15 protein-coding genes and 3 pseudogenes are annotated in these 20149 nt (G+C 46.0%); 14 read left to right on the top strand and 4 right to left on the bottom strand.

Going from position 1 to position 20149, the window contains the following annotated elements:
* Positions 1 to 241 precede the first annotated feature (241 nt).
* Complete coding sequence (gene pdxA / locus ACLGGO_RS26175) at positions 242 to 1348, bottom strand: 4-hydroxythreonine-4-phosphate dehydrogenase PdxA (protein ID WP_446421466.1); 1107 nt, start codon at positions 1346 to 1348, stop codon at positions 242 to 244.
* A 72-nt stretch (positions 1349 to 1420) separates the two neighbouring features.
* On the opposite strand from pdxA, the gene petM reads away from it, so the two are divergent.
* The 4 genes from petM (at position 1421) to ACLGGO_RS26155 (ending at position 4872) form a co-directional block, all read left to right on the top strand.
* Positions 1421 to 1525 carry a cytochrome b6-f complex subunit PetM gene (petM, locus tag ACLGGO_RS26170; protein ID WP_446339326.1) on the top strand — a complete coding sequence of 35 codons (105 nt, stop codon included), beginning with the start codon at positions 1421 to 1423 and terminating at the stop codon, positions 1523 to 1525.
* 194 nt (positions 1526 to 1719) lie between these two features.
* Entirely contained in the window at positions 1720 to 2697 is a 978-nt protein-coding gene (locus ACLGGO_RS26165; protein ID WP_446421465.1) for an SDR family oxidoreductase, read from the top strand.
* 448 nt (positions 2698 to 3145) lie between these two features.
* A complete protein-coding gene (locus tag ACLGGO_RS26160; RefSeq protein WP_446339399.1) occupies positions 3146 to 4063 on the top strand; it encodes an NAD(+) kinase in 918 nt (305 codons plus the stop codon).
* A 230-nt stretch (positions 4064 to 4293) separates the two neighbouring features.
* Entirely contained in the window at positions 4294 to 4872 is a 579-nt protein-coding gene (locus ACLGGO_RS26155; protein ID WP_446421464.1) for a Uma2 family endonuclease, read from the top strand.
* Positions 4873 to 4898: 26 nt separating this feature from the next.
* On the opposite strand, the gene ACLGGO_RS26150 is transcribed toward ACLGGO_RS26155, so the two are convergent.
* Positions 4899 to 6002 (bottom strand): Rpn family recombination-promoting nuclease/putative transposase, encoded by a 1104-nt coding sequence (locus ACLGGO_RS26150; RefSeq protein ID WP_446421463.1) that lies wholly within the window; start codon positions 6000 to 6002, stop codon positions 4899 to 4901.
* Between the two features lie 162 nt (positions 6003 to 6164).
* A pseudogene (locus tag ACLGGO_RS26145) lies at positions 6165 to 6848 on the bottom strand (helix-turn-helix transcriptional regulator); the annotation flags it as partial.
* On the opposite strand from ACLGGO_RS26145, the pseudogene ACLGGO_RS26140 reads away from it, so the two are divergent.
* The 8 genes and pseudogenes from ACLGGO_RS26140 to cas2 all read left to right on the top strand — a co-directional run.
* Positions 6844 to 7815 (top strand): annotated as a pseudogene (locus tag ACLGGO_RS26140) (type I-D CRISPR-associated helicase Cas3'); the annotation flags it as partial. The pseudogenes ACLGGO_RS26145 and ACLGGO_RS26140 sit on opposite strands and share 5 nt — an antisense overlap.
* A 272-nt stretch (positions 7816 to 8087) precedes the next feature.
* A pseudogene (gene cas10d, locus ACLGGO_RS26135) lies at positions 8088 to 10457 on the top strand (type I-D CRISPR-associated protein Cas10d/Csc3); the annotation flags it as partial.
* Positions 10458 to 10636: 179 nt separating this feature from the next.
* On the top strand, positions 10637 to 11653 hold the full coding sequence (cas7d, locus tag ACLGGO_RS26130) for a type I-D CRISPR-associated protein Cas7/Csc2 (protein WP_446421462.1): 1017 nt from the start codon (positions 10637 to 10639) through the stop codon (positions 11651 to 11653).
* 161 nt (positions 11654 to 11814) lie between these two features.
* Entirely contained in the window at positions 11815 to 12516 is a 702-nt protein-coding gene (cas5d, locus tag ACLGGO_RS26125; RefSeq protein ID WP_446421461.1) for a type I-D CRISPR-associated protein Cas5/Csc1, read from the top strand.
* Positions 12517 to 12579: 63 nt separating this feature from the next.
* A complete protein-coding gene (cas6, locus tag ACLGGO_RS26120; protein WP_446421460.1) occupies positions 12580 to 13410 on the top strand; it encodes a CRISPR-associated endoribonuclease Cas6 in 831 nt (276 codons plus the stop codon).
* Positions 13411 to 13734: 324 nt separating this feature from the next.
* On the top strand, positions 13735 to 14328 hold the full coding sequence (cas4, locus tag ACLGGO_RS26115; protein WP_446421459.1) for a CRISPR-associated protein Cas4: 594 nt from the start codon (positions 13735 to 13737) through the stop codon (positions 14326 to 14328).
* Positions 14329 to 14576: 248 nt separating this feature from the next.
* On the top strand, positions 14577 to 15578 hold the full coding sequence (gene cas1d, locus ACLGGO_RS26110; RefSeq protein ID WP_446421458.1) for a type I-D CRISPR-associated endonuclease Cas1d: 1002 nt from the start codon (positions 14577 to 14579) through the stop codon (positions 15576 to 15578).
* Positions 15579 to 15580: 2 nt separating this feature from the next.
* Positions 15581 to 15853 carry a CRISPR-associated endonuclease Cas2 gene (gene cas2, locus ACLGGO_RS26105; RefSeq protein ID WP_446421474.1) on the top strand — a complete coding sequence of 91 codons (273 nt, stop codon included), beginning with the start codon at positions 15581 to 15583 and terminating at the stop codon, positions 15851 to 15853.
* 537 nt (positions 15854 to 16390) lie between these two features.
* Here cas2 and ACLGGO_RS26100 read toward each other — a convergent pair.
* Positions 16391 to 17698 carry a cytosine deaminase gene (locus tag ACLGGO_RS26100; protein ID WP_446421473.1) on the bottom strand — a complete coding sequence of 436 codons (1308 nt, stop codon included), beginning with the start codon at positions 17696 to 17698 and terminating at the stop codon, positions 16391 to 16393.
* A gap of 193 nt (positions 17699 to 17891) precedes the next feature.
* On the opposite strand from ACLGGO_RS26100, the gene ACLGGO_RS26095 reads away from it, so the two are divergent.
* Together ACLGGO_RS26095 and ACLGGO_RS26090 are read left to right on the top strand one after the other, a co-directional pair.
* Positions 17892 to 18653, top strand: a complete 762-nt coding sequence (locus ACLGGO_RS26095) for a GDSL-type esterase/lipase family protein (RefSeq protein WP_446421457.1) — start codon at positions 17892 to 17894, stop codon at positions 18651 to 18653.
* A gap of 380 nt (positions 18654 to 19033) precedes the next feature.
* On the top strand, positions 19034 to 20149 hold a 1116-nt coding region (locus tag ACLGGO_RS26090; protein ID WP_446421456.1), incomplete at its 3' end, for a hypothetical protein.

Genomic DNA, 20149 nt, shown 5'->3' with positions numbered 1-20149 from the left:
CATTTTTTCAATTAATTAATATCCGTCCCGGTGGGGCGGCGATGAGTGTTTTCTCTATACTTGCGATCACCACCGCCAAAAATGTGGCGATCGCACTCAGGATCAGCACCACTAAGCTAACATCTAGTTTATAGGAATTACACCTTGACAGAGGAAATAGAATATGTTTCGGAGGACGGGTTTAGTCGAGTTATCAGTTTTTGCCCAACGTTATCCGTAAAACCCGCCCCTAGAATATGACTTATGACTTATAACCTATGACTTCTTTTCGTCTGTGTCGCACCAATTGTGCCGCTAATTGAATCGCTGCTTTCATACTTGTAGCATTGGCAATTCCCTGACCTGCAATATCATAAGCCGTACCGTGATCCGGAGACGTTCGCACAAAAGGTAGACCAATCGTTGTGTTAATCGCACGGTCAAATGCCATGAGTTTAACCGGAATTAAGCCTTGGTCATGGTAAAGTGCCAAATAAGCATCGGGGAGATTGGGAATTTCTGGATTGTCGTACCAGGCTTGACCCGCTTTGACCCAAAGGGTATCGGGTGGTACGGGTCCATCCAATTGCAACTGAGGACGTTGCTGTCGTTCCTGTTCTAGCCAGGGAATCAACCAGTCTTTTTCTTCACTTCCTAGCTGTCCCTGTTCGCCACTGTGGGGATTTAACCCAGAAATTGCAATGCGCGGGGTTTCTACACCAAAATCCAAGCGTAAGCACTCTACCAGTAAATCTAGTTTAGACTTCATCAAGTCTGGGGTTAAGGTATGGGGGACTTGATGCAAGGGAATATGGGTTGTCGCTAAGAGTGTCCGCAATAGCCAGTTGGTATGAGGCGATCGCGCCACGAATGCCATACCGAATCGCTCTACACCAGCAGATTCTGCCAGGACTTCGGTTTGACCCGGATACTCATGTCCGGCGGCTTTCCAGAATGACTTGGCAATTGGCGCGGTGACAATCCCCTGAAACTGACCCGCTAAGGTTTGCGCGATCGCACTCTGGAGGTAAGCAAAAGAAGCACCACCACTCACCGCATTTCCCAACCCCGGAGTAATTTGATCTTCTGTTGAGGTGTCTAGGGGAATATCTAAAATTGATAGGGTATCCGGTTCAGCTAGAGGTGTGGTCGGATTCAACTGTTGCCGTAGTTGATTATACGCCGTCTGTAACAAAGAGCGACTGCCAATGACAGTTATTTCAGCATCCTGAGTAATCTCCTCATCCGCCAACGCCTTGAGTACCACCTCTGGACCTATTCCAGCCGGATCACCCAAGGTTACCGCTAAGCGGGGACGCTCTAGGGGTTGACGCATCGGTTGTGTAAACAAATGTTTCTCAGTTTTCATTTTGGATTTGAACCCAATCACGATAATCTTAAACTTAGAGCCTGCTAAAGCGATCGCAAGAGGAGATAAGACATGAGCGCTGAAATTTTTAATGCTGCCGTACTATCCTTTACCCTAATTCTCGTGGGTATGGGTTTGGGCTTTTTGTTACTCAAAATCCAAGGCGGCGAAGGGTAACCTGATGGGGAAGCTGGGGGAGCTTGTCGAGACGTGACTCCCCCAAAACCAGCTTCCCTCGAAGCTAGCCTTGGGTCACGCACCATGCCCTTGAAGGTCGTGAAGGGTGAAAACTTCCCTATATTTGAGCATCTTTGAAGCCTTTCTGATAGAATCTTATAGAAACGTTAAGTTTACAGGCAAAAAGTTTATAAATGAACTTGTTGGTCGTCGGTGCAACAGGCACTTTAGGAAGACAGGTGGTTCGTCGGGCGCTGGATCAGGGTCATCAGGTACGCTGTATGGTTCGCAGCCCTAGAAAAGCCACGTTTTTAAAAGAATGGGGAGCCGAAGTGGTTCAAGGGGATCTGTGTGAACCACAGACGTTACCACCTGCTCTTGAAGGCATAACTGCCATTGTAGATGCAGCAACCTCTAGACCAACAGGACCTCTAACCATTAAACAGGTAGACTGGGATGGCAAAGTGGCGCTGATTCAAGCGGCTGTGGCGGCGGGAGTAGAACGCTTTGTCTTTTTCTCGATTCTTAATTGTGAAAAATTTCCCCGTGTGCCGCTGATGGAGATTAAGCGGTGTACTGAAGTCTTTCTGGCGGAATCGGGATTGAACTACACTATCTTGCAACCCGCCGGCTTTATGCAAGGACTGATTATGCAGTATGCTGTGCCAATCTTAGAAGGACAAGCGGTTTGGATTACGGGGGAAGCGGCGCCCACAGCGTACATGGATACTCAGGATATAGCAAAATTTGCGGTTCGCGCTCTTGAGGTTCCGGAAACGGGACATAAAACCTTTCCAGTTGTGGGAACACGGGCGTGGCGAGCTGATGAGATTATTAATCTATGTGAGCGCTTGTCTGGTAAGGATGCCAGAATTGCCCGACTTCCGCTTAATTTCTTGCGGGCAATGCGCCAGATTACCCGATTTTTCCAGTGGGGTTGGAATATCGCGGATCGATTGGCATTCACGGAGGTGATAGCCACGGGGAAACCGATGACGGCTTCAATGGATGAGGTTTATCCGGTTTTTGGTCTTGATCCGAAAGAAATAACCACATTGGAAGCCTACCTGCAAGAGTACTTTAGCCGAATTATGAAGAAGCTTAGGGAAATTGATTACGAGAAGAGCAAAGCGAAAAAGAAGAAGAAGAAGACGCCGATGAAACAACCTTAAGTTCTGATGGGTGATGGGGCTGACTTTTCTTATGATCGGGAAAACCTCTCTGGAAAACCTCTCTCCATCCCCCCTAGCCCCCATCCCCCCTAGCCCCCCTTTGAAAGGGGGGTATAAAGGGGGGTTAGAGAGAGAAGGCTTTGAATTCTCTCCCTCTCCCAGATGTAACTCGCACCCGCCCTGAGTGAGTGCAAGAGTTTTGAGTGTTGACTTTGTTCGAGGGAATGGCGCGTGATTGTGTAGGGGCGGGTTTCACGACTATCGTTTTTGAACGCACCCAGATGTACCTAAACCCGCCCTGAGTTGGTGCCAGAGTTTTGATGGTTCAATGACACAGATTGTCGCTTTTTGGTGTAAGCTTTTTGGTCAAGGGGGTCTAAATTGAGCGAGCAAGTCTTATCCAAATGGCTACAACGAAGATAATTATGTATGACACGGACTGGTGAATGTGGGCAAAGCAGGGATTATCTATAACGACTATAAACCTGTAGCTCGTCGGGTAGCACAGGAGCTACAAGAGCAGCTAATGGCTGCGGGTTGGGACGTATATATGGCAACGGGTGTTGGCGGACTTTTAGGCTATTCCCGTCCCGATTCTCCAGTGTGTCATACACCCATAGATAAGCTGGCGGCGCCTGGATTTGATGAAGCGATGGCGTTCGCGATCGTTCTGGGCGGAGACGGTACAGTGATGGCGGCATTTCGTCAAGTAGCGCCCTTTGGGATTCCGTTGCTGGCGATTAATACCGGTCACATGGGATTCCTCACCGAGGCTTACCTGAATCAACTTCCCCAGGCGATGGAACAGATGATGGCGGGGGAGTATGAGATTGAAGAACGAACCATGCTGTTGGTGCGGGTGGTGCGGGATGAATGTATGTGGTGGGAAGCCCTGTGTTTGAATGAGATGGTATTACACCGGGAACCTTTGACCTGTATGTGCCATTTTGAGGTGCAAATTGGGCGTCATTCTCCTGTGGATATTGCTGCAGATGGGGTGATTATTTCGACTCCGACGGGTTCAACGGCTTATTCCCTGAGTGCGGGGGGAACGGTGGTAACTCCTGGGGTGCCGGTGTTGCAGTTGATGCCGATTTGTCCTCATTCTTTGGCGTCGAGAGCGTTAGTGTTTGCGGATACGGAACAGGTGAAGGTGTTTCCGGCGACGCCAAATCAGTTGGTGATGGTGGTGGATGGGAATGCAGGCTGTTATGTGTTACCGGAGGATCACGTACAGGTTGAGCGATCGCGCTATTCGGCTCGATTTATTCGCTTGCAACCGCCTGAGTTTTTCCGGGTGTTGCGTGAGAAGTTGGGGTGGGGATTACCTCACATTGCGAAACCGACATCGGTGGAGTTACCTTGATACCCGGGAAAAGGGTCGAAATCCTCTATAATCCCTATCAGGGATTGAAACCTTCTTTATTCTGTCCCTATCGGAAGCCGCTTCCTTAAGTCGAAATCCTCTATAATCCCTATCAGGGATTGAAAAGAAACACCCATTTAAGTAAGGGCTTGGTAACCAAGCCCCTACAATTGCCGACAATTGGCGAAATCCTCTATAACTCCTATCAGCGATAACCAAAACTGAATACCATGTCCCCACTACTTGACAAAACAACCGATCAACGCATTGTTCATCAGGGAACCTGGGAACAGTTTAAGTGTATTCAAACGGGTTTTGATGATTCCTCTGGAGTGCGCCTCTGTTATTATAAGGGGATGATCGAGATTCTCATGCCGGGGCAAGATCATGAAACATTTGCTCGTATTATTAGTTACTTAATCACAACGTTTCTGGTTGAAAAGGGAATCTTCTTTAAGCCTACAGGGGCAATGACTCAGGAAAAACCCGGCGTTGTTTTCGCCCAAGCTGACGAGTCTTTTTGTATCGGAAGTGCCAAGCCGATTCCTGATTTGTCGATTGAAGTCGTTTTCACCAGTGGAGATACCAGTAAATTAGAACGCTATCAAGCTTTGGGCGTTCCAGAGGTTTGGTTTTGGCAAGATGGATTATTGAAGCTTTATCATCTTGGAGATGGTGGTTATGAACCCATTGAACGCAGCCAGCTATCTGGATTGAGTGAACTTGATATTGACTGGCTGAGACAGTGTATTTTGATGGCGGAAACTGATGCAGGGGAAGCGATTCGGGCATTTCGACGCGGGATTTAGGAGTCAGGTGGGCAATGCCCACCCTACTATTTAATCGCCTGTTGTAGCATAGCTTTGTTGAGTGCAAGGGATGGAGTATCAAGGGATTCGAGGTTACTCGCTAACAATTGCTCGACTGTAGCCGCCAATAAGCCAGACAGAAGATGACGCCAAGCCTGAAGCTGTACTGAATGTCCGTCTTGCTTGCACCATTGTGCGATCGCATAAGATATATTTTCTATTTTATCGGGTAACGGTTTGATTAATTCAGCCAAGTCAGCTAAGTCTTGAGCAGAGAAAAGCTCTCGTTGATGAGTTAAGAGTTCAATAAAAGCCGCAACATCCTGTTGAGCGAATGACTGTGCTGCTGCTTGGACAACTTTGAGAGGTAAATCTAACCCCTCAGCAATCATCTCCACACTCAAACCCAACTGAACCATCCGAGGGATGGCTTCTAACTTGGCTTTGAGTTGACCTTTTTGTTCACCTTCATCTAACCCTTCTTGTTTGGCTTCCTGATAAACTTTGGTTTGTTTGAGTTCACTTAACCCTAACATGGTTTCTATCTCCTCTCGGCTTTTTTGCGGTAATTTGTAAACAATGATTGTCTCAATTAAATCAATCAGGTTTCGTTGTGTCGTCTGATCCGTTATCTGGGCTTGGGCTTGTTCGATTAAGCGCCTTGCTTGTTCAGGGGCTGTCTGTTGATTCTCAATTACTAGCTTAACAATATTAATCCCCAGGGAATCCGATGCATCGTCTCCTAGCTCATCCAAGTAAATCCGTTGCACTCGGGTAAAGAGTTCCCGAAATTGTAACGGTTGTTCTCGTTCAATCCGGCGAGTCGGATAAATGACAACAACCCGCCAAGGACAGGTGGGTTTATCTTGTCTTAAGTACAGAAAGAGTTCAGCAAATATACGATAGTATAAATCCTGATCCGGTTGAAACTGAACTTCGACGACATAGAAGGGGTTTTCGGAGTTTTCGTTCTTGGGGAAAAATAAACCATCGAGTCGAAATGCCAGTTGTTTAATTTCACGGGAGGTGAATTGATAGGTTGCTGCTTGTTCTGTTGACTGGTTGATCAGTTCAAAGAAGATACTGGGAAATTCTTTAAATAGGCTATAAAACAGGGTATCAGTTTTCACTTTCTCCTTTGGCAAATCTCACACCGTTGACAAGGGCTACTATGTCACCCTCTCTGGTGCAAAATTCCTATCAGGGTTATCTTGACTAATTTTGATAAATATGAATAAAGCCAGAAAGCACAGCGCGATCGCACTTGTCGAAATCCTCAATCTGATCAGGGATTAAATTAAAATAGTTAAATCATACTGATTACAAGTTGCGATTAACTCATCGATAACACGCGATCGCACGGAGTCAGGGGCGATGATTTGACAGTATTTTCCATATTGCTTCACTTCCCGCAGAAACCAAAACGTACTCGATATGCTTCTCACTACCCGCCGCACTCGTGGCTCTTCGGGTAACCAGTCATTTTCCTGATCCTCGCGTCTGGCTTGATAGGCAAATGCTAACTCTCTTAATAGATGCATTTCCACCTCAATCTGATCCAAACTGCGTCGCCATTGTCCCTTAATCGGCGTTATCGCAGCATCTTGAATCCGATCCAATCGCAAACTCCAGTTATGCTGTAACTCCGGAATATCTCGGTTCCCCTCCGTCTCTTCACACCAGCAATCCAAATACTGACGCTTTTCGTGGAGATAGATTCTCCCGTAGCGAATCGTAAAGTGCCATAAACGCCCTGGGGCATCTTGATAGGATAACTCAAAAGGATGATTCCGGCGAAGATAAAGGTCAATCTCTAGCCGCCAGGGTGGGGGTACGTTGTCTACAAACCCTTCAATTTTGCGGCGTAGGGGAATCGAGAGTTCGCTGCGTTCGAGTAATAATTCTGCCACAATCCGCGCTTGTTCCATCTCGCCGATGTCGGTTAATGCGCCAATTGCCCGATCTAAAGCCTTTACAGCTTATGCTTTAGTGCCCAACTTTTTAGTCGAACGCTTGTTTACAGCAGAGATGCCACCGTTGAGCCGAGATGGAAACTATAACCGCTCATTTTTGCATCAAATTATTGTCGAAAACTATCGCCAAATTAATCACTTTCGTGGGTATTATTCCCGCTGGGGGGCAGTTCAGTCCTGTTTCCTAGCTTATCAGTTACGCGATCGCACAATTCAATCCCAGTATGCCCAGAGTCGGGAAAATTTTTGTCAACTCAGTGAAGCCGTATTTAATACTAAGTTAAGCCGGGTGGCTGGGCGGATTCGGGAATGGGCGCAAGACTGGCAGCAATTGTCAAGAAAGAAAGGGAATCCGATTGCTGAAGATGCGGCTAGTTTTCGGGGGGTGAGTGTATTGCAATGTGGACTCTATGACATCACTGAAGAGAATCCCGTTGATCGATTTAAAACCTACGACTTACCCGGAATTCTGGGTAACTTAGAGATTGAATGGTGGACAAAAACCGGATTTATACGGACACTTCAGCAGATAGCCACAGACACCGGACAACCGATTGCCAAGGGGAGGTTTGAATACTGTCTGGGGTTTATGAAACTGCACGCCTATCGGGAGGAACGATTAAATTGGAAGTTTACCTATCCGGGGGACTTACAACCCATTGCGGAGGCGTTCAAGGTGCAGGTACTCACTGGGATTCAAGTTTGGCAACCGGATAATCCGTGGGTGGGTGCAATTAACCAACGGTTGCAAAAGCAGGGATTAGTCAGTTATGTACTGGGTTGTTCCGTGGTGGAGGTGAGGCGGCGGTTACGCTTACCGATGCATTTTCAGATCTATGGAATCAGCGACCAGTATAGTGTACACGAAGCAACAGCCCCTTATGCGATCGCGTTAGGTCAATCGGCGTTATTGCTGGATACCTTAGCGTATCGGTTTCAGGGTGAGGGGGGTGAGGTATGGATTGCTTGAGGTTCTTTCGTAGTTGCGCTTTAGCGCCATCAACGCCGAAACGCTGACGACAAACTCGGCGGGTTAAAACAATCGGCATTATTACTGGATACCTTAGCCCATCGGTTTCACAGTGAAGGAGGAGAGATATGAATTGCTTAAGGTGGTTATCCCTGATAGGGATTCAGTTACCTTGCACAAAATGCAACGGAGAGGGTATCACATTGCCATTGAGTAGCTCGTGTTTCAATCCCTGATAGGGATTCAGCACTCTCTCAAATAAACTTAAGGAGTTTTACCCTCTACTTTATTTACCAACCGGGGTAATTTATCTAGCACATCGTCACGCGCCAGAGATTTCATTGGATGGTTTACCCGATAGAGTTGTCGCCACGATTAAATCCCTCTGTCGGGAACAATTGCGCCTGAGACAAACAGGGTTTGGGCGCGATGGGAAGGGGATGAAATATGCAGACTATTATCAGTTATTCTTTGATGAATCTGGGTTAATGAATGTAGCCTTAGATGCGACGTTGCGGATTTTAAATCCGAATAAACCATCAGTCGCCCAGAGTCGCAGTGATAATCTGATTAAATTTCAGCAACAGGGAATCTTATCCGCCGATTATGACTTTAAATTTGGCGATGATATCCGCATTGATCAATTAGCAGAATTTGGTGATTTAGTTAGTCGTAAGATTTGGGGGGAACGGGTGAGTCAAATTGAAGCGGCGCGGAAGCAGGATAAGCAGTTACCAGAACTTCCCCATCTGGATTTAATCCATAAGCTGGCTGAGTATTGGCATTTGGGTGATTATTTGTCGCCAATTCGGGAGATTCAGCAGATTAATCAACGACTGAAGCAGCAGAAGTTGAAAGGGAATACAGGCGGGGTTCCATACCCATGGTATTTTTTGGCGGCGAAGTATCTGCAAAAGAATCCGGGGATTGAAACCATTCGAGAAACGGGGGAGGAATTAATTGCCTATGTAACTGAGTTAATTCAGCCGCTTGTGTCTCAGTATGAATTACCCGATGGCTGGGATGATTTAAGGCTTTGGTTGGAACGAGTAGTAATGTTACCCAGTCATCGAGATGACAAGGCGACGGTTGATGTGTTTTTACAGGAATTTGCCAGTTATCAGGCGGCGAAGAAACCGGGGCGAGGGCGACAATTAATCTGTTCGATTTCCCATTCTGCTTATACGGTAACTGAACAGATGGAATCGGCGGTTTTGTTTACGCCCCAGGTGTATACGAATAAGCAAATGCTGGGGGGTTCTAATGCCAAGCGGAATATTTCTAGTATTGCGGGAATTGAGATGATGTTACGGCAAATCTTGATGAACCAAACCCAAGCGGTGGGTAAACGGTTTGAGGATGGGAAATATCGTTATCTCTATTTTTATCCCACCTATTATTTTACTCCAGAGACGAATCGGTTTCTGAAACGGGCATATAGTGGGATTGCTCAAACTCGGTTTAATACTCAGATTCGCAATCATTTTATTAGTCAAGAGTTGAGGGCAGATTTAAGCCGTAGCCGTTATCAGAATGTGGATATGTTTCTGATTCAAGACACCATTGAACCGGGACGCGATCGCACGTTTAAATTGGCATATCCTGATGATCAACCGATGACATTTTACTTCATGGCAATCCCTCCGGGGCGCGATAGTACGGATACGGAGTCGTGGGTAATGCCGAGTTGGTTAGCGTTAGCTTTTCCGATGATTCTGGATGTAAAAACGGTAGTTTCTGAGTCTCCCATTCCACCCTTTACTGATGGGGCGGCGTTTGAAGAGACGGTTTTTCTGGATAGTGCGCCCCCAGCATTTCGGGCGTTGGTGAGACGCGATCGCTTCCGCTTAGATTATATCTTAGAAGGCTGGACAGAGAACGGGTTGCAGCATCCAGCACCGTTGAATGTTCTCACGGCGGCTTATGGGATTCATTTGGATGTTAATGCTAAATCTGGTAAGGCTGGGTATGACCCAAATTGGGGCAGATTAACTGAACTGGCGAAAGATTTTGAAACCAGTCCTCTCTATGTGTTTAGTTATCTCAACCGTTGGGTTCGTAGCCAAAGTCATGATACTGCACCGTTGAATAAAATTCGCCTCTATGCCTATCAGTTTTACCCTTGTTTTGACCCCTATAGCTATTATGATTCTGAACTGGAGGAATTAATCGTGACGGAACAATCGAGTCTCAATCATCCCAAGGAGTTGATGGAACTGTATCGCCAATTTTATCGGGCAAATAAGCGATATAATCCCAAAGCAAATGCTGTGTTAAAACCGATTGATATTGCTGCTGATACAATTCTTAAAGCTGATAGTACTGTCTTTCATGGTGAAACCCTCGTTATGGCGGTAGCGGCGGAAGTATTTAAACTGATGGATCGGGTTCACGGGTCAACGGCTGAAGGGCGCTGGGTGATTAGTAATCGGGAAAAAGAACGGGAGGCAATTTTAGAATTTGCCCAATACTTTGTGGTGGAAATATTTGAGAAATCTTTTTCGTGCGATCGCGCCCGGTTAGCTGGGCGACAAATTAATTTAATTCGCGATACCTGTGAGTTCTTGTATCGCCTGGAAGATGATAAAGAAAATCGTCAGCGCCAGGAGGAATTAACAGAGGATGGAGTTAGGGAGGGTTGAGGTTAATTTATGACCAAAATTATTTTTTTAACGCAGAGGTACGCAGAGGTGGGCGCAGAGGTACGCAGAGATTTTAACAGGTTCGAGGGAAAGGTTTATCGAGTTGGAGGAATAAGTTAAAGATGATTAGTTGAACATTACCTTTTTTTAGTTACTACTCACTATTTAGGAGAAAATTAATGCCATTTATCAAAAGTATCGACACAAAGTTATTTCATTCAGAGATTCCCTACAAACCCATGGGAAAATATGTTCATTTTCTGACTATTCGGATTACTGAATCTTATCCTCTGTTTCAAACCGATGGCGAACTGAATAAGGCGCGAGTGCGGGCAGGGATTCAAGATAAAACCCCGATTAGTCGCCTCTCCATGTTTAAGCGGAAACAGTCTACTCCAGAACGCTTAGTCGGTCGAGAATTGTTGCGGAACTATGGCTTAATTACGGCTGATGAGTGTGAATATAATGTCAGTTTTGCCATGGATAATCCGGACTGTATTATCTATGGATTTGCCATTGGGGATTCTGGTTCGGAAAAGTCTAAAGTTATCGTTGATACAGCCTTTTCCATTACCCCCTTTGATGAATCTCACGAAACCTTTACCCTGAATGCGCCCTTTGAAAATGGCACAATGACATCGAAAGGGGAAAAAGGTTCTAAACCTGGAGAAGTCACCAGTCGAATTAATCAACAGGATCATATCCGCCCCCAAGTCTTTTTTCCCAGTATTGTCACCCTCAAAGATCCCACAGAGGCAAGTTTTTTGTATGTATTTAATAATATCCTCCGCACCCGTCACTATGGCGCACAAACTACCCGCACTGGACGAGTCAGAAATGAATTAATGGGGGTAATTTTTGCTGATGGGGAGATTACCAGTAATTTACGTTGGACTCAGGCAATTTATGACCAAATGAAAGCAAAAAATACCTTACCCACCCTTGATCCTTTAGCTGAAGAGGATATAATAGACGCCGCGACAACCGCCATTGAACAGTTAATGATTCAAGAATTTATTGTCCACACAGATTTTATTGGCAGTAATTTTCAACCGCTGCTAAATGAGGTGAAAACCTTGGTCGGAAATGAAGCCGGGATTAAATCTGTGTTACAGCAAGCCGATGCTGAAGCCAAAGACTATGCCCAAAAACACATTAGTTCCAAGAAAAAGGCGAAAGCTAAATCTACCAATTGACGTAGGGGCGCAAGGCTGGCATTGGTGTCAACGTCAGTTCAACCTAGTTCCCCGTTTAGATCCCCCTAAATCCCCCTTAAAAAGCAGGGGGCTTTCAAAGGGGGGCTAGGGGGGATCTCTTAACGTTCCCCAACCTCCAATCCCCAATTTCCATTAACATTATGGCAATCATTTACCACTGTCAAATTGAATTACACGATAGTCTTTATTTCGCCACTCGTGAAATTGGCAGACTCTATGAAACAGAACCTGTGCTACACAATTATGCCCTCTCCTATGCTTTAGGATTAGTCGATAGTGAAAAGTATGCCACAACCGTTCCCCCAGAGAATTCCTATCGCTATTTTTGTGCCGAACAAGTTCCCCAGTATCAGGCACAATTAACCCCCTTGAATCAGCAAGGGATTTATATCACACCCGCCCGCAGCATTTATCATGCGTCGGTTCTCAATACCTGGAAATATGCCGACAATCGCTATCATGTTGAGATGAAGAAAACCCAGAAAAATATTCCCAGTTTTGGCAGGGCAAAAGAAATTGCCCCAGAAAGTCGATTTGAGGGCTTTTTGATTAGCCAGAAGCCTTTAACCTTACCCACCTGGATTCGGTTAGGGAAATGGGCAAGTAAGGCGCGGGTGGAGATTGTAGAAACCCAGGAGAGTAAACTATCTGGGGGGGAAGAAGATTTTACATTTCCCTATCCTCTCAACCCGTTAGATGTGATGTTTTCCCATCGTGTTACCCGTTATGACGTGATAAATATGCCTCCTGTAAGTCTGATCAAAATGGTAAGTTTACATGGAAAATACTACCGATTTAATCGTCTCAAGATTCCTGCGCTGATGCAGTATCGCTTTAGTTGATACCTTAGGTAGGGGAACGGCACTGCCGTACCCGTACAAATACCCCGATAATAGGTTATTTTCATGCCTCATAGTTTAATTCTAAACCTGCTTCCCCAATCGCCGATTCCCACCCAGTTTCTCAGTGGACGACATTTACACGCCCTATTTCTTAATTTGGTGAGTTCTGTCGATAGAAACTTAGGCGATTATCTCCATGAAGCCAAATCCGATAAAGCCTTTACCTTGAGTCCCCTACAACTTCAGCATCGGGGTGATACAGCTTCTCCTATTCTACAATGGCAACACCATAAACCAATTCCCCAGGGTACTCCCTGTTGGTGGCGGATTTCTCTACTTGATGATACCTTATTTAGCCAATTAACTCACTTGTGGCTAAACCTGAATCCCGAACAACCCTGGCATTTAGGTCCTGCTGATTTGCAGATTACCAGTATCCTGGGAACACCACAAAAAGGAATGCCTGGATGTTGGGCAAATGCTCTCAGTTATAAGCAATTATACGACCAAGCGTCCGAGTGCGATCGCGCCCTGAATTTTGCCTTCTCTACCCCCACGGCATTTCGTCAGAGTAAATATGATTGTGCTTTACCCACAAGGGAGTTAGTCTGTAACAGTTTAATTAAGCGCTGGAATCAATATAGTGGCATAGAATTCCCCAAAACATTGGTTGAGCATATTTTCCCCAGTTTCTTTGATATTCATACAGAATTAGTTGCCGATTCTCGCAGTAAGTTTATTGGCTGTATTGGGGGCATGAATTTTCGGATTATGGGGGAAGTTGACTCGGAGACAATTCAGCAGATTAATGCCTTAGCGGATTTTGCCCTCTATTCTGGTGTGGGGCGGAAAACAACGATGGGAATGGGGATGGTGAGGCGAATAAATTCGTAGCAATATTTCGCTCAAACTTTTGGATAAAAGGGTTTTTTTGTAGGGGCGGGTTTTACCGTTAACTTATGCTACAACTCCCTTAAGTAAATAAACCCGCCCCGATTAATACAAGACGGTAAAACTATCCCTCTCGAATTGAATAAGGGCGCAAGCCTTACGCCCCTACAACCCTAATTTTATTTATCCCCCCTAGCCCCCCTTTGAAAGGGGGGAACCGGAAAATGAAAGAGGGAAACCGGAAAACTTACCCGAAAAAGTCCCCCTTTTTAAGGGGGATTTAGGGGGATCTCAACGTAAAATACCAACCATTTATAGGTAAAAATAATGAATAATCCTGATTACATTTCCATCGCCTCTCTCAACCAATATACCTACTGTCCCCACCGTTGCTGGCGGATGTTTTGTGCGGGAGAATTTATTGAGAATCACTATACCATTGAAGGAACCAGTTTACACGATCGCGTCCATACTTTAGGCGAGGCGCAACGGGAGGAAGTATGGCAGGTGCGGGCAATTTGGCTGAAGTCTCAACAGTATCACCTGATAGGTAAATCAGATTTAATTGAATCAGAATCTGGTGAACTCTATCCCGTGGAATATAAGCGGGGGCGGAAAGGGGAATGGGATAACGATGAATTGCAAGTCTGCGCCCAGGCGTTGTGTTTAGAAGAAATGACGGGACAATCCATAAGTCGGGGCTATGTTTATTATGCCCATTCCCATCAACGGCAATTCGTAGAGATTTCCGACGCATTGCGACAGGAAACCCTGGACACGATTGAATCAGTTACTGAGTTACTAGAAACTGGGAAAATGCCAAAACCCATTTACAGTAAACGCTGTAAAGGATGCAGTTTTTATCCTCAATGTTTACCCCAAGCCGCCGATAAGGTGGGGCGGTATCGGGAGGAGGAATAAAAAAGTTTGAATTTTCCTGTAGGGGCGGGTTTTACAACCATCCTTTTTGACACAACCGAGATAAAAATAAACCCGCCCCAATCCCCAGGGAAATAGGCAATTAAAAACCTAACTCCCTAGCCCCCTTCCCACCCCTCTACCACCCCCCTTTCAAAGGGGGGCAAGGGGGGATAGAGAGGGGCTGGGGGAGAGGTCAAAACTCAATTGATTTACCACCATCATCACGATTCAAAACAAGGACAAAAATTATGGGAACCGTTTACATTACCCAAGATGATTCATTTATCGGCAAAACCGATGAACGTCTTAGCGTCAAAGCCAACAAACAGAAACTCTTGGATGTCCCCCTAATTAAAGTGGATGGGATAGTTATTTGCGGACGGGCAACCGTATCTCCCGCCGTTGTCACAGAACTATTAGACCGCAAAATCCCCTTAACTTTTATCACCGGAACCGGGAAATATCTGGGACGATTGGAACCGGAAATGACCAAGAATATCTTTGTGCGGAAAGCCCAATGGCAAGCGGCTGGGGAATCGGAATCAGCGCTGCATATTGTCCGAGGATTTATTCGGGGAAAACTGAAAAATTATCGCACCCTAATCAGTCGCAATCAGCGCGAATATCCAGAACTGACATTAAAATCAGCCATCACTCAAATTAGTAAGGCGATTACCTCCTTAGACAAAACCAAGACAATTAATTCCTTGCGCGGATTAGAAGGGGCGGGAAGTGCAGCATATTTTAAGGTGTTTAATCAGCTAATTCGCGCCGAAGGGTTTAAGTTTCGAGTCAGACATCGCCCCGCTACTGATCCGGTAAACTCGTTATTAAATTTTGGCTATACCCTGCTGCGCCATGATATACAAAGTGCGGTGAATATTGTCGGATTTGACCCCTATTTGGGCTATCTTCATTGCCAACATTATGGTCGTCCCAGTTTAGCATTGGATGTGATGGAAGAGTTTCGCCCCTTAATCGTGGATGGGAGTATTCTCAAAGCGATTAATTCGCGGATACTCAAGCCGGATGATTTTGTCAGCGAACCCCTGAGTGATGTGGTTTACTTATCTCCAGAAGGGCGGCGGGAGTTTCTGAAGTTATACGAACAAAAGAAACAATCTAAGTTTAAGCATCCGGTGTTAGGGCGCAAATGTACCTATCAGGAGGCGTTTGAAATCCAGGCGCGACTGTTGGCGAAGTATTTAATGGGAGAAATTGACAAGTATCCACCGTTAGTCCTGTATTGATGATGTATGTTGTTGTGACTTACGATATCCCCGAAGATAAGCGCCGGACGAAAATACATAGTATTCTTAAGTCCTATGGGCAGTGGATGCAGTATAGTGTGTTTGAGTGCAGCTTGACGGATACCCAGTATGCCAAGTTGCGATCGCGTCTGAATAAGGTGATTAAGCCAGACCAGGATAGCATTCGCTTCTATTTCCTCTGTGGCTGTTGTCAAGGCAAGGTTGAGCGCATCGGCGGTGAAGCACTTCGGGATAATTCGATTTTCTTTGCTTAAATCCGAGAAGGGGTAGGTGTTTTCTCAGGCTGTGGTGATTAATAAGCTGTATCCCTGATGGGGTCTGGGTTTGAGGACACCACCCCGCAACGGAGGTTCTCGGAAATCTTGAAACGCTTACTGTGAGAGGGTTTTAGATGTTTTTTTGAAAGACCTCTTGCTGGATCGAAGTCTGAAATGGTATATTAGATGAAGTCTCTCGGAATCGAACCTTGAAAACTATATACAGTAAGCGTTTCAGAGGTCGGCAGTCGAAATCCTCTATAATCCCTATCAGGGATTGAAACCGGATCTCCATTGGGAGACTCTCCGCCCAATATATAGTCGAAATCCTCTATAATCCCTATCAGGGATTGAAACCCAATACTTTACTAATCTTAATCTCGCTTCTTCAAGTCGAAATCCTCTATAATCCCTATCAGGAATTGAAACATGGGAATTAAGAAGAGACACAAGCGCCGTAGGATTGAAACGAAACTGATTTTCCATGGATGCCCGAAGCCTTGGTAATTAAGTAAGGGCTTGGTAACCAAGCCCCTACGAACCCAACGAATCCAATTCTCGGTAATCCGGTAACGTCGTATCAATCGCCATCCCATCGCGAATCACCACGCGATCGCACTGAGGACGTGATAACAATTCACTATAACTGCGCCCCTTAAACCAAACCAAATTCGCCGCCAAACCCACACCAATCCGCCCCACATTCCCCAACCCCATCAAATCCGCCGCCGTTTTCGTCACCATCGCCGGAGACTCCCCAAACAACATATCCAAATGGGCAATTCTCACCCCTTGACTAAACACCTCCAACAGATCATGATCCCCAAACCCAAAAAACGGATCACGACAATTATCACTCGCCAACGTCACCCCAATCCCAGACTCCTGTAACTCCTGAATCACCGTCACCCCACGCCAACGAGGTGTTCTCCCCAACCTCCGATCCTGTAAAAACAGATTCGACAACGGTAAACTCACCACCCCAATCCCCGCCTCCTTCACCAGCGCCAACGTCTCCGCCACATCTTCCGGCGACTGTACCGCCAAACTACAACAATGTCCACAAACTATCTGTCGCCCAAACTGACACCGCAGCGCCGCCTCCGCCACCTTCCTTAAACAAATCGACTCCGGATCATCCGTCTCATCCGTATGAAAATCCAACGCCAAATCCCGTTCCTGCGCCAACCGAAACACCTGATCCAACTGCGCCTCAATCTCCGGATTCATATACGCCACCCCACCCAAAACACCCCCCACTTCCGCCACCAAATCCGCCAACCTTACCCCTTCCGGCGTCAAATAATAATCCAGCGACACCAACGCCACCGCCTGCAAAACCAATCGATTCGCCCACTCCTGCTGCAACTGCTGAAACACGCCAAAACTAATCCCCGCCTGTTCCCCAAACGCATCAATATGAGTCCGAATCGCCTGAGTACCATGGGCGTAACTACACCTCAACCCAAACTCCATCCGGCGATAAACATCCTCAGCTTGCCAATACTGCAAACTATCCTGCTTCGCCCTCTCCAACGCAGTATCAAACGTTCCATCCGGATTCGGCGTGCGTTGCCAAATATGCCCCTTATCCAGATGAGTATGCAAATCCACAAACCCCGCCCAAACCTGTCCCCCCTGCACATCCACCACCGCCCCATCTCCCACCCACACAGAATTCGCCCGCACAATTTGCGCCACCTTCCCCTCAGCCACCTGAATATCCACCAAACACAACCCATCAGGCGTTCGACTCTCCAGAATCGACGCATCCTCAACCTGTAACATTGAGATTGGCACACGAGCATTTTTCAGCCAATAGCACGTTTCTGATGGAATCACAGTCGCCAATTTTATCCCTCACATCTGATCCAATAATTAATCTTATAATATCTGATTCGTCATTCGTTATTTAAGTTGTAGGTTGGGTTGAACGAAGTGAAACCCAACAAAATATAGGGCTCCCATCCCTTACTACAAGCCGAATTTAATCCCGATAACCACCACTTACTCAGCCACCTCTAAGATATTCACCATGGTATTGAAAAGCCCTCTCCTGCTGGGAGTTTCCCTCAGCCTCAACCTCCTATTTATTACTGTCTTCAGTGTCTTAATCATTCGCAGAGGCGGCATTCCCTATCTAGTCAGTAAACTCCCCTTTCATCAACAAATCGAACAAACCGTAAAAATCCCCCGTCGTCGCAACACCTATCAATCAACCTATCACCATATCCGGAAACAGATGTTTGAACAACTCCCCAACTCCGAAACCGAAATTATCTTCATCGGCGATAGTCTCACCGATCAAGGCGAATGGGCAGAACTCCTGGGAAACACCAATATCCGCAATCGCGGCATATCTGGAGACACCACCGACGGCGTACTCAATCGCCTCAATGAAATCACCGCATCCCAACCCAAAAAACTCTTTCTGATGATTGGTGCCAATGACTTATGGAATGAACAAAAACCCGCCACCGAAATCGCCCAAACCTATCGACTTATCCTAGATAAAATTCAACAGCAAACCCCAGAAACTCAAGTCTTTATTCAAAGCCTCTTACCCATGAACACTATCCAATATCCCATCAGCGTCAACAACTCAGATATTATCGCCGTCAATCGCCACCTGCAAAACCTAGCCAGCGAATTTTCCCACACCTACATTGATTTACATCAACATTTTACCAACGAACAGAAACAATTAGACCCCCTATACACCGTTGACGGCGTGCATTTAAACGGCAAAGGATACCTCAACTGGGCTAAAATCGTTAATCCTTACGTCAACGAATAAGTACCTGAACAGAGGAACTGATCACAGAGACACTTCTAAATGATTCACAAATTGACAATGGATAATGAACAATGGATAATGACCTCTCCTTAAAAGAAGAGGATTGAAATTAAGGAAAATCTTTTTTAATTTCTTCGTAAACGAAGAGGTCTTAGACCCAATTAATCAATTGTCAATTATCAATTATTAATTATCCATTGATAACCCAGAAAATAGGTCAACCTCCAAAAGGTAGATTTCAGTAGGATTTCTCTCCTACTTACCCAGCCAATCAAAGATCTATCCTGCGAGTCATGATTTCATTGCCTGATAATTTCTACTATTGAAATAGGTTTAATTCCTGAAAAAATTAACCCATTGCCGAATTAACAAAGGTTTATATGCGAATTTTCACACCAAAACTACTCACAGGTACAATGCTAGGTGTCGTACTTTGTGCCATTGCTGGGACTCCTGCGATCGCACGTCCCCTGAGTGAAGGTCAACTCACCCCCAATACCACCGAAGCTGAATCCGTGCAACCGGAACCAGGAGAAGTTGTCCAGCTTGTCTCTAATTTTGCCACAATTGAAATGAACAATGGCGAAACCAAGACAATTCCCGTCGCCCGTTGGAAACTGGATCAACTAGAACCCGGAACCGACGTATGGGTGGCTTATGGTCGAATTGTCGCCATTGATTCTCAGGAGAAAAGCCTCAGCAACAACATCCTAGCTCAAGCTGATTATTCTACAGCGATGCAAGGTCGAGTTGCCAATATCACCGGTAGCATCGCCAGGGTTAAATTGAGAAATGGGGACACGGTAAATATCGGTTTATCCAGAACCCAACTCGGACAAATTCATCCTGGAACTCAAGTGATGGTCAACGATAGACGCATCGTTGATATGAATTCCATGAGTAACAATCGGATGAAACCCGACATGATGATGATGGGATACAGCGCCCCCATGGAAGGTCGAGTTGCCAGTATTACCGGTAATATCGCCAGTATTGAATTAGAAAATGGGGATACGGTAAACATCGGTTTATCCAGAGCTCAACGCGGACAAATTATTCCCGGAACTCAAGTGATGATCAAAGATGGACGCATCGTCGAGATGAATTCCATGAGTAACGAGCCGATGAAACCCGACATGATGAGGATGGGAGTCGGCGCCCCCATGCAAGGTCGAGTTGCCAGTATCACCGGTAATATCGCCAGCGTTGAATTAGAAAATGGGGATACGGTAAACATCGGTTTATCCACAGCCCAACTCGGACAAATTATTCCCGGAACTCAAGTGATGGTCAACGATGGACGCATCGTCGAGATGAATCCCATGAGTAACAATCAGATGAAACCCGACATGATCAGGATGGGAGTCGGTGTCCCCATGGAAGGTCGAGTTGTCAGTATCACCGGTAACATCGCCAGTATTGAATTAGAAAATGGGGATACGGTAAACATCGGTTTATCCACAGCCCAACTCGGACAAATTATTCCCGGAACTCAA

Source organism: Coleofasciculus sp., assembly GCF_046565525.1.
GTDB lineage: Bacteria > Cyanobacteriota > Cyanobacteriia > Cyanobacteriales > Coleofasciculaceae > Coleofasciculus.
The sequence above is the reverse complement of the archived record's forward strand: the minus strand, read 5'-3'. Positions and strand labels throughout refer to the sequence as shown.